Below are 11,542 nucleotides of genomic sequence, written 5' to 3' on the forward strand. Positions count from 1 at the left end.
TCATATTTATTGAGCGATATCAGAATTTTGGATTTTTACTCCAAATTAAAACTTTTCGATTAGCAACAATATTTTTTGCACAGAAAATCCTCAAGAAAAAAGATGGCGATTAATTTATCTACAAATTATAGATTTTATCGCCATTGCAAACGATTAACTTAATCATTTTACCAATCTAAATTTTTCCTTATAGATCAATAAGCTCCTTTTTGCTTCTCCAATTGATATTTTATTTAAAAAATAAATTATTTTTTCACGCCAAAAAACTAATGACTTTTAAAAAAATGCTCCCTAAAATGGAGCCATTCTTCACTTTGCATTTACTTTATTTTAACAACTAAATAACTTTTTAAAGGGAACATAGCATGCCAAATCGCAACATTATCTGGTTTGAAAATTTACGTATGACTGACGTTGAAATTGTCGGTGGTAAAAATGCCTCATTAGGCGAAATGATTAGTCAACTAACTGAAAAAGGTGTACGTGTGCCAAATGGTTTTGCTACAACTGCAAGCGCATATCGTAAATTTCTCGCCCATAATGGCTTAAATGAACGTATTTCAGCAGCATTAGCGCAATTAGATGTTGAAGACGTTGTTGCTCTTGCCCAAGTAGGTAAAAATATTCGCCAATGGATTTTAGATACGCCGTTCCCCGCTGAGCTTGATGCTGAAATCAATCAAGCGTGGCAAACCATGGTAAATGAAGCCGGTTCGGAGCAAATTTCAGTTGCGGTACGTTCTTCGGCAACTGCGGAAGATTTACCGGATGCTTCATTTGCCGGTCAACAAGAAACTTTCTTGAATATCAATGGCTTAGATAATGTAAAAGAAGCAATGAAACACGTATTTGCTTCACTCTACAATGACCGTGCGATCTCCTACCGTGTGCATAAAGGCTTTGCGCATGATGTGGTTGCCCTTTCCGCCGGCGTGCAACGTATGGTGCGTTCGGACAGCGGCGCTGCCGGTGTGATGTTCTCAATTGATACCGAAAGCGGCTTTGAAGATGTGGTCTTTATTACCGCTTCATACGGCTTAGGTGAAACCGTAGTGCAAGGTGCAGTAAACCCTGATGAATTCTATGTACATAAACCGACACTCAATGCAAATCGCCCGGCTATTTTGCGTAAAACGCTTGGTGCTAAACAAATTAAAATGATCTTCAGCCAACAAGCGCAAGCGGGAAAATCGGTACAAACGATTGATGTGCCGGCTGCAGAACGCCGCCAATTTGCCATCAGCGATGCGGAGATCACCGAGCTGGCGCAATATGCGGTGATTATCGAACAACATTACGGTCGCCCAATGGATATCGAATGGGGGCGTGACGGTATTGACGGCAAACTCTATATTCTGCAAGCACGTCCGGAAACAGTGAAATCACAAGAAAAAGCACAAGGTAATAGCTTACAACGCTATACTCTTTCAGGCGATCGTAAAGTGCTGATTAAAGGTCGTGCAATCGGACAAAAAATCGGGCAAGGCAAAGTACGTTTAGTGAAAGATGCTTCAGAAATGGATCAAGTCCAAGCTGGCGATATGTTAGTGGCGGATATTACCGATCCGGATTGGGAACCGGTCATGAAACGTGCTTCGGCAATTATCACCAATCGTGGCGGACGTACTTGCCACGCAGCAATTATTGCGCGTGAATTGGGTATTCCTGCCGTAGTAGGCTGCGGTAATGCCACCGAACTGCTAACAAGCGGTCAAGAAGTGACAGTTTCTTGCGCCGAAGGCGACACCGGTTTAATTTACCAAGGGTTATTAGATGTGAAAGTTGACCACATTGCGCTCGATAATATGCCGCAAGCACCGATAAAAATTATGATGAATGTCGGCAACCCGGAACTGGCTTTCTCATTTGCTAAATTGCCAAGTGAAGGCATCGGTTTAGCTCGTATGGAATTTATCATCAACCGCCAAATCGGCATTCATCCGCAAGCTCTGATTGAATTTGACTGCTTAGACAGCGATCTGCAAGAAGAAATTAGTGAACGTATTGCTGGCTACGCTTCACCGGTTGCATTTTATGTCGATAAAATTGCCGAAGGTGTAGCAATGCTTGCCGCCTCCGTTTACCCACGTAAAGCGATTGTACGTATGTCCGATTTTAAATCGAATGAATATGCCGGTTTAATCGGTGGTGATTTATACGAACCGCACGAAGAAAACCCGATGATCGGTTTCCGTGGTGCGGCACGTTATATTTCTGAGGAATTCCGCCAAGCATTCGCACTTGAATGCCAAGCAATCAAACGCGTACGAGATGAAATGGGACTTATTAATGTTGAAGTGATGATTCCGTTTGTACGTACTCTGCAAGAAGCACGCCAAGTGGTTGAAACCTTAAAAGCTAACGGTTTAGAACGCGGCAAAAACGGCTTACGTCTTATTATGATGTGCGAAGTGCCGAGCAATGCTATTTTAGCCGAACAATTCTTAGCTTATTTCGATGGCTTCTCAATTGGCTCAAACGATATGACTCAGCTAACGTTAGGTGTTGACCGTGATAGCGGTGGCCCGATTGCCGCAACCTTTGACGAACGCAATGAAGCGGTTAAAGCAATGCTTAGTATGGCGATCCAAGCTTGTCGTAAGCAAGGAAAATATGTCGGCATTTGCGGACAAGGCCCGAGCGATCACCCAGATTTCGCACAGTGGCTAGTTGAAGAAGGCATCGAAACGCTTTCACTCAATCCGGATACCGTGATTGAAACTTGGTTATATTTAGCTGAAAACATCAAACACTAATTCCCCAAACAAGCGGTCTAATTTTGCCAAAATTTTGCAAAAAATTGGCTTTTTTAGACCGCTTGTTCCCTATTCATTGAGGACTGATTATGCCAAATATGCGCTATGCGTTTTTTATTTCGGACCGCACCGGAATCACTGCGGAAAACTTAGGTGACGCCCTGCTTGAGCAGTTTGCGGAAATGCAATTTAAACGCACCACTTGCCCGTTTATCGACACACCGGAAAAAGCCCATAAATTGGTCGCCGAAATTAATGCGGTAGCGGAAAAACAACCGCATCCACCGATCTTATTTATGAGTGTAGTCAATGAAGAAATCAGAGAAATTCTCAAAACCAGCAAAGGCGTTTTACTCAACTTTTTTGACACCTTTTTAGCTGTTTTAGAACAGGAATTAGGTATGCACGCCAGCCATGAAGTGGTAAGTCGTGTTCATAATGTCGAAAAATATGACGAACGTATGGAAGCGGTCAATTTTGCCCTTAATCACGATGACGGCGTTTCGGATAAAGATCTCCAACAGGCGGATGTGATCCTACTTGGCGTATCACGCAGCGGCAAAACCCCGACTTGCCTCTATCTTGCGTTACAATACGGCATTCGTGCGGCAAATTATCCGCTCACACCGGAAGATCTCGACAGCACGGAACTACCAAGAATGATAAAACCTTATCGTCATAAATTATACGGGCTAACCATCAAACCCGACCGTTTACACGATATTCGCCAAGAACGCCGCCCGAATTCCACCTACGCAGACCTCAAAACCTGCCGCGCCGAAGTATTGGAAGCCCAAGCAATGTTCCGTCACTATAATATCCCCTATACCAATACAACCCACCAATCCGTAGAAGAACTCGCCGTCTCCATCATGCAAGCCTGCAAATTGAAGCGGAAGTTTTAAGTTGATAAGCGGCTTGTGCAAGCGGTCAAATTTGACAAAGTTTTTGCAAATCTGGTCGCTTGCATTGTAAGCAGGGACGAATTTCTGTATAATCCGTCGTCTTTTTATAAACGAAATTCGCAAAAACTCTGGAGTAACAAAATGGCTCGTGTAACCGTACAAGAAGCAGCAGATAGAATCGGCAACCGTTTCGACTTAATTTTGACCGCGGCACGCCGTGCAAGACAATTACAACTTCACGTTCGTGAACCACTTGTGCCTGAAGAAAATGATAAACCGACGGTTATCGCATTACGTGAAATCGAAAAAGGTTTAATCAATAGTCAGATCATGGATCAATTAGAAAACAATGATGCGATCCAACAAGAAGTTGCTGAACAAGAAGCGATCTCTTTCTTAGCGGATGTTCAAACTAACGCTTAAGATCAAATTTATTCAATATTTAGATGGATAATTGAAAATAAATAGTAGTACTATCTATTGTCAATTATCCATTTTTCATTATATCGAGGTGTACCGTGTATCTTTTTCAACCGTTAGATAGCATTATTCAGGGCTATTTACCTGCTGATAAAATCGAGCTGGTAAAGCGTGCCTTTGTGATTGCGCGTAATGCGCACAAGGGGCAAACTCGCTCAAGCGGAGAGCCTTACATTACTCACCCTGTAGCAGTGGCATCCATTATTGCGGAAATGAAACTCGATCATGAAGCAGTAATGGCGGCATTGTTACACGATGTGATTGAAGATACACCTTACACGGAAGAACAGCTTGCCGCCGAATTTGGTGCAAGTGTTGCGGAAATCGTGCAAGGCGTTTCCAAGCTGGATAAATTAAAGTTTCGTACCCGCCAAGAAGCGCAAGTTGAGAATTTCCGCAAAATGATTTTGGCGATGACCAAAGACATTCGAGTGGTATTAATCAAACTGGCTGACCGTACCCATAATATGCGTACGCTAGGTGCGTTACGTCCGGACAAACGTCGCCGCATTGCGAAAGAAACGCTTGAGATTTACAGTCCGTTAGCCCATCGTTTAGGCATTGAACATCTTAAAAATGAATTGGAAGATCTCTGCTTCCAAGCGATGCACCCTCATCGCTATCGTGTCTTACGTATGGCGATTGATATGGCGCGCGGTACCCGCCAAGACCTTATTTCAACCATTTCACACGAAATTCAGTCACGTTTAGATGAAGCAGGAATCAAAGGGCGTGTTTATGGTAGAGAAAAACACCTCTACTCGCTTTATGAAAAAATGCGTCAACGAGACCAACATTTCCATTCCATTTTAGATATTTATGCGTTTAGAGTGGTGGTGGAAAACCTAGATAATTGCTACCGTGTGTTGGGGCAAATGCACTCGCTATACAAGCCTCGTCCATACAAAATTCGTGATTATATTGCTGTGCCGAAAAGTAACGGTTATCAGTCATTACATACCTCAATGATTGGGCATAAAGGCGTGCCGATTGAAGTACAGATTCGTACCGAAGATATGGATTTAATGGCGGAACTCGGGGTAGCGGCGCATTGGCGTTATACCGAAGATCAAACCACGACAACCAGCGTGCAACAGAAAGCACAACAATGGCTGCGTAGTATTATCGAGCTACAACAAAGCGCCGGTAACTCGGATGAATTTATTGAGAACGTTAAATCCGACCTTTTCTCCGATGATATTTATGTGTTTACGCCTAAAGGCCGTATTGTAGAATTGCCGGCAAAAGCAACCGCTATCGACTTTGCTTATGCGGTTCACTCGGATATTGGTGATCGTTGTGTCGGTGCAATCGTTGATCGCAATCCGTATCCGATTTCACAGCCGTTGCAATCGGGGCAAACGGTTGAAATTCTGACCGAACAAGGTAAACGCCCAAGCCCGTCTTGGCTGACGTTTGTGGTCAGTGCCAAAGCCCGTTCTAAAATTCGTGCCGCACTGAAACATTTAGATAATATTGATCAGATTGCGGACGAAGCAGTGAAGCCGGAACATTTGGATATTGATATCGAATTGGAAATCAAAGACCAGCCGGGTGTTTTGGCAAGTCTAACCAATGCGATCGCTTCAATGAACAGCAATATCGGCACAGTAGAAAGCCGTCCGAACGGCACGGGGAATTACCAAGTGAAAATGCGTATTTCCGTAACGGATAACGCTCATCTTTATGTAGTAATTCAGAAGCTAACCAAAGTAAACGGCGTCGTTCGTGTCACAAAAGCCTAATCGCCTCTAAACATAAGCGGTGGATTTTTGTAAATTTTTTACAAAATTTGACCGCTTATTTTCTCGTTAATCCCTCTCAATTCGGCTATAATTGCCCGAATTTTTTATACACATTAAAAAGGAACTCCAATGTTATATCCAAGCGAAGAATTTCTTTATGCACCAGTTACATGGGTAGATCACAGCGAAGGTTACACTGACATTCGTTACCACAAATCAACCGATGGTATTGCAAAAATTACCATTAATCGTCCTGAAGTACGTAACGCATTCCGTCCACAAACGGTTAAAGAAATGATCCACGCTTTCGCCGATGCTCGCTTTGACGAAAAAATCGGTGTGATTGTGCTAACCGGTGAAGGTGAATACGCATTCTGTGCCGGTGGTGACCAAAAAATTCGTGGTGACTACGGCGGTTATAAAGATGACAGTGGTGTACATCACTTAAACGTGTTGGAGTTCCAACGTGATATTCGTACTTGTCCGAAACCGGTTGTCGCAATGGTAGCTGGTTATGCGGTAGGTGGCGGTCATGTGTTACATATGATGTGTGACTTAACGATCGCAGCCGATAACGCAAAATTCGGTCAAACCGGCCCGAAAGTAGGTTCATTTGATGGCGGTTGGGGCGCAAGCTATATGGCTCGTATCGTTGGTCAGAAGAAAGCACGTGAAATCTGGTTCTTATGTCGTATGTACGATGCGCAAGAAGCATTAAATATGGGCTTAGTGAATACCGTTGTGCCTTATGCGGATCTTGAAAAAGAAACAGTGCGTTGGTGTCGTGAAATGTTACAAAACAGCCCGATTGCATTACGTTGCTTAAAAGCGGCATTAAATGCGGACTGTGACGGTCAAGCCGGTCTTCAAGAATTAGCCGGCAACGCAACCATGTTGTTCTATATGACGGAAGAAGGTCAAGAAGGCCGTAACGCTTTCAACGAAAAACGTGAACCTGACTTCAGTAAATTTAAACGTAATCCGTAATTACACCTACTATTGCCTCCCCTCTAACAGGGAGGCACTAACAAGCGGTCTAATTCGCTGACTTTTTTGCAAATAATTTTCTATGTCAAATACCCAAACCGAACCTCAAACGCCAGAACAAGAAGATAAACAGCTAAAGAAAAAACCGTTCTTTATTCCAACTTGCCTTAAGCTAGGTCTTGTCGGCGCTTGCTTTGCCGCATTTTACGGGATTTATCTCGACGGGCGTATTCGAGCTAAAATGGACGGTCAAGTATGGCAATTGCCGGCAGAAGTTTATAGCCGCATTGAAAGTATCAGTGTTGAAGACAAGTTATCGCTTGAAGCAACCAAACAAGCGTTGCTTGATAACGGCTACCGCCAAGTTTCTCAAATTGCTACGCCAGGCGATTTTAAAATTGAAAACAATACACTCGTGTTGTTACGCCGTGCTTTCCCGTTTCCTGAAACACCGGAAGCACAGCGTGTATTACGTTTACGTTTTGAAAACGACAAACTATCGCATATCGAAGATTTAGTGCAACGCCGCTTAATCAATGAGTTTCGACTCGACCCAAAATTAATCGCTATGCTGCATTCGGATAATGACGAAGAACGCCAAGCGTTACGTTTACAACAATATCCGTATTTCTTAATTCAGGCATTAATTCTGACTGAAGATAAACGTTTCTATCAGCATGACGGTATTAGCCCGATGGGGATTGCTCGTGCGTTACTGGCAAACTATCAAGCAGGTAGAACAGTACAAGGTGCAAGTACGCTCACCCAACAATTAGTCAAAAACTTGTTCTTAACCAGTGAAAAGACCATTGTACGTAAAGTGAATGAAGCGTTGATGTCGCTTATTTTGGATTTCCGCTACGAAAAGAACCGTATCTTAGAAACCTATCTGAATGAAATTTATTTAGGTCAAAACGGGAGTTATCAGGTACACGGATTTGCTTTGGCGAGTCAATTCTATTTCGGTCGCCCAATCCAAGAAATTACTCCGTCACAAATGGCGTTATTGGTCGGTATGGTAAAAGGACCTTCCCTCTATAACCCGTGGCGTCATCCGGAAGCTGCGCTTGAGCGCCGCAATGTTGTATTAAAATTATTACTTGAGAATCAAGCGATTACCCAGCCGGAATATGAATTATTGGTGAAACAACCGCTCGGCGTGAAAGAAAAAGGTAGCATTTATCGTCAGCAACCTGCGTTTATGCAAGCGCTCAATCTCGATCTGAAAACAGAGTTAGGTGAAAGTAAATATGCACAACTTTCCGGCGCCAGAATTTTCACAACCTTAGATCGCAAACAACAGCGTTCTGCCGAACAAGCAGTCATTAACGGCTTAGAATCACTGGAAGCTTCGAATAGTAAAATCAAAGATTTACAATCAGCGATTGTCGTTGCCGAATATAAAACCGGTAAGGTTCGTGCGATTGTTGGTGACCGTTTAACCCAATTTGCCGGCTTTAACCGAGCAATTCAGACTAAACGTCAGATCGGTTCATTGGTGAAGCCTTCAATTTATGCGATTGCGCTTTCGGATCCGAATAATTTCCGATTAAATACACCGATTCAGAATAAACCGATTACGATTTATACCAAGGGTTCTCCGCCATGGACACCGAAAAACTACGATAAAAAATTCAGTGGCTCGGTGATGTTAATGGATGCGTTAGTGCGTTCATTAAATATTCCGACCGTGAATATCGGTATGAAAGTCGGTTTAAAGAAAGTGATTACGAAGCAAAAAGAAATGGGTTGGGACAAAGCGGATATTCCGGCTTACCCTTCTATGTTGTTAGGCTCGTACTCTATTTCACCGTACGATGTGACAAAGTCTTATCAAGTCTTGGCAAATAACGGTTTAAAAACACCGTTAACCACGATTGAATCGATTACGTCTCACGATGGCAGTCCGCTTTATCAACGTAACGTTGAAGAAGTGAGCCAACAAGTATTAGCGCCGGAAGCCGCGATCCAAACCTTATATGCGATGCAGCAAGTCGTGGAACGTGGTACTGCCCGTAGCTTGCAAAATGAATTTGCGCATTTGCATTTAGCCGGCAAAACCGGGACAACCAATAATGCACGCGATACCTGGTTTGTTGGAGTGGACGGTGAAAACGTGACGACCGTATGGCTAGGTAAGGATAACAATACTGATACCAATTTAACCGGTTCTAGCGGCGCGCTATTCGTCTATAGACAATATTTAGAACGTGCATTACCTACGGCGTTTAAATTACCGAAGTCAAAAAATTTACAGTGGGTAGGTATCAACAGCTACGGTACGATTAATTGTGATCCGAATCGCCAAATTCCGATGTGGCGTGACCGTGGACAACATTATTGTACCGGCGCAGGCAATATCGTTGAAGCGAGCAAACCAACCGTATTAGATGCAATTTCACTCAATAAGAGTAAAACGGAAAATACCAAAGCAGATGTAGCTGAAGATCAACAAGCACTTCCAGCTGAAGAAATTGCACCGACCGAATAACAAGCGGTTAAAAAAGACGATTTTTTTGTAAAAGTATAAAAAAAAGCATATTCAATTCGCTGAATATGCTTTTTTACGTTATGTCATGTAAAAAAAATTAACGTTGGCGTGCTTTAAAGCGAGGATTGCTTTTGCAAATCACATAAAGTTTGCCTTTACGACGCACAACCTGGCAATCCGGATGACGTGTCTTTGCCGTTTTCAATGAGTTTAAAATTTTCATATATTATCCTTATTTTTAGTCGTTAAACCTGCCATACCTTTAAAGCGTTCATTAAACTTGCTTGCTCGACCTTCCGTATTCACTTCACGACGTTTGCCCGTATAAACAGGATGTGACGCAGATGACGTATCTAATGGATAAAACGGATATTCTTTACCGTCTTCCCAAACCATGGTTTTATTAGTTGCAGCACAAGAACGAATAACCCAGCCCATCTTTACCGAGCTGTCATAGAACAATACTTCGCGATAATTTTCAGGATGAATCCCTTTTTTCATAATAAAATCCTCCAGGAGCTTATTTATTTCCATAAATAAAAAGTGGGTATATCCTACCTGAGAACTATTTTTATTTCTATAATTTTTTTATGGATATTGTTTATTTGGCGATTTTTCGTGCTAAATGCTAAAAGTGCGACTTAGATCGCCTTTTCTTTTCACATTTTATGGTAGGCTATGTTTTAAAATCAATTCAATTGACTATTATTTATAAGGATAAAACATGGCTCAACAACCGTTTTTAATCGCCCCATCTATTCTCTCCGCTGATCTCGCTCGTTTAGGCGATGATGTTGCGGAAGTACTAAAAGCCGGTGGCGATATTATTCATTTTGATGTAATGGATAACCATTTTGTGCCAAACCTAACTTTTGGTCCGGCAATATGCAAAGCATTACGTGATTATGGCATTACTGCGGAAATTGACGTGCATTTAATGGTAAAACCGGTCGAACGCTTAATTCCGGATTTTGCCAAAGCGGGGGCAAACTATATTACCTTCCATCCGGAAGCGACCGATCATATCGATCGTACTTTGCAAATGATCCGTGATCTCGGCTGTAAATCGGGTTTAGTGTTCAATCCGGCAACACCGTTGAGTTATTTAGATTATGTGATGGATAAAGTGGATATGATTTTGCTGATGGGGGTTAACCCCGGTTTCGGCGGACAAAAATTTATTTTGGCGACTTTAGAAAAACTGCAAGAAGCACGCCGTCGAATCGATAAAAGCGGCTACCCGATTCGCCTAGAAATTGACGGCGGCGTAAAAATTGAGAACATCGCAGAAATTGCTAAAGCCGGTGCAGATACGTTCGTTGCCGGCTCTGCTATTTTTGATCAACCGGACTATAAAACGGTTATCGATCAAATGCGTGCCGAATTAGCACAAATTTAAGGCGATAAACGGTTCTATTTTGCAAAAAATTGGCGAAAATGAACCGCTTATCAGTGAGAAAATCACTTACAAACCGTAATACGCTATGGATAAAGCCTATTCATAATGTTAGAATATCGATCGCTTTTTTGTCCGATTACTACGGATAAACAATTTTAGTTCTTGTGTGAGAAAATTTAGGCTGGTTTGACCTTGCTTTAAAAGCGTTGAATTTAGCATTTTTTTCTTTACACTATTTAACTCTCGCACTTAGGCGAATTTCACATAGGAAAAACAAAATGAGCATTGAAGAACGCGTAAAAAAAATCATCGTTGATCAATTAGGTGTTAAAGCTGAAGACGTTAAACCAGAAGCTTCATTCATTGAAGATTTAGGTGCAGACTCTTTAGACACTGTTGAGTTAGTGATGGCTTTAGAAGAAGAATTCGATATTGAAATTCCAGATGAAGAAGCTGAAAAAATCACAACAGTTCAATCAGCGATTGACTACGTGACAAAAGCTAACGCATAATTTTGAATAAGGCGGTCAAATGACCGTCTTATTTTCTGCCTAAATAACTGCAATTTTTCTGTTATGTTCCAATAGATTGTTCAAAAATAATCAAAATCGTTTACAAACCATTCAAACAAGATAAATTTGCCAAAAAGCACTTGACCATTTTTTTTAAATCCGTATTATATGCGCCTGTTACGCAGCGTTAAGGGTCGTTAGCTCAGTCGGTAGAGCAGCGGACTTTTAATCCGTTGGTCGAAGGTTCGAATCCTTCACGACCCACCA

Annotated in this window: 10 protein-coding genes and 1 tRNA gene; 9 read left to right on the top strand and 2 right to left on the bottom strand. The window is 42.2% G+C overall.

What is annotated here, in order from left to right:
• The first annotated feature begins 365 nt into the window (after positions 1–365).
• The 6 genes from ppsA to mrcB all read left to right on the top strand — a co-directional run bounded on the left by ppsA (position 366) and on the right by mrcB (position 9,364).
• Positions 366–2,756 carry a phosphoenolpyruvate synthase gene (ppsA, locus tag C228_RS0111925; RefSeq protein ID WP_018652832.1) on the top strand — a complete coding sequence of 797 codons (2,391 nt, stop codon included), beginning with the start codon at positions 366–368 and terminating at the stop codon, positions 2,754–2,756.
• 89 nt (positions 2,757–2,845) lie between these two features.
• The gene (ppsR, locus tag C228_RS0111930) at positions 2,846–3,661 is read left to right on the top strand and encodes a posphoenolpyruvate synthetase regulatory kinase/phosphorylase PpsR (protein ID WP_018652833.1); all 816 of its coding nucleotides are present in this window, start codon (positions 2,846–2,848) and stop codon (positions 3,659–3,661) included.
• A gap of 141 nt (positions 3,662–3,802) precedes the next feature.
• Positions 3,803–4,084, top strand: coding sequence for a DNA-directed RNA polymerase subunit omega (gene rpoZ, locus C228_RS0111935; RefSeq protein ID WP_018652834.1), 282 nt, complete (start codon positions 3,803–3,805; stop codon positions 4,082–4,084).
• 95 nt (positions 4,085–4,179) lie between these two features.
• A complete protein-coding gene (locus C228_RS0111940; protein ID WP_018652835.1) occupies positions 4,180–5,886 on the top strand; it encodes a RelA/SpoT family protein in 1,707 nt (568 codons plus the stop codon).
• Positions 5,887–6,015: 129 nt separating this feature from the next.
• On the top strand, positions 6,016–6,873 hold the full coding sequence (gene menB, locus C228_RS0111945) for a 1,4-dihydroxy-2-naphthoyl-CoA synthase (RefSeq protein ID WP_005625049.1): 858 nt from the start codon (positions 6,016–6,018) through the stop codon (positions 6,871–6,873).
• Positions 6,874–6,955: 82 nt separating this feature from the next.
• Positions 6,956–9,364 carry a penicillin-binding protein 1B gene (gene mrcB, locus C228_RS0111950; protein WP_018652836.1) on the top strand — a complete coding sequence of 803 codons (2,409 nt, stop codon included), beginning with the start codon at positions 6,956–6,958 and terminating at the stop codon, positions 9,362–9,364.
• A gap of 97 nt (positions 9,365–9,461) precedes the next feature.
• Here the strand turns inward: mrcB and ykgO are convergent, their stop codons facing one another.
• Both ykgO and C228_RS0111960 read right to left on the bottom strand, forming a co-directional pair.
• Positions 9,462–9,587, bottom strand: coding sequence for a type B 50S ribosomal protein L36 (gene ykgO / locus C228_RS0111955; RefSeq protein ID WP_018652837.1), 126 nt, complete (start codon positions 9,585–9,587; stop codon positions 9,462–9,464).
• Positions 9,584–9,865, bottom strand: coding sequence for a type B 50S ribosomal protein L31 (locus C228_RS0111960; RefSeq protein WP_018652838.1), 282 nt, complete (start codon positions 9,863–9,865; stop codon positions 9,584–9,586). Before C228_RS0111960 ends, ykgO begins: the two co-directional genes overlap by 4 nt.
• 223 nt (positions 9,866–10,088) lie before the next feature.
• Between C228_RS0111960 and rpe the strand changes: the two genes are divergently transcribed.
• From rpe to C228_RS0111975, 3 genes are all read left to right on the top strand, one after another.
• Complete coding sequence (rpe, locus tag C228_RS0111965; RefSeq protein WP_018652839.1) at positions 10,089–10,763, top strand: ribulose-phosphate 3-epimerase; 675 nt, start codon at positions 10,089–10,091, stop codon at positions 10,761–10,763.
• Between the two features lie 278 nt (positions 10,764–11,041).
• A complete protein-coding gene (gene acpP / locus C228_RS0111970) occupies positions 11,042–11,275 on the top strand; it encodes an acyl carrier protein (RefSeq protein WP_005599419.1) in 234 nt (77 codons plus the stop codon).
• 191 nt (positions 11,276–11,466) lie between these two features.
• A tRNA-Lys gene (locus C228_RS0111975) sits at positions 11,467–11,542 on the top strand.

It is taken from the genome of Actinobacillus capsulatus DSM 19761 (genome assembly GCF_000374285.1).
GTDB classification, from domain to species: domain Bacteria; phylum Pseudomonadota; class Gammaproteobacteria; order Enterobacterales; family Pasteurellaceae; genus Actinobacillus; species Actinobacillus capsulatus.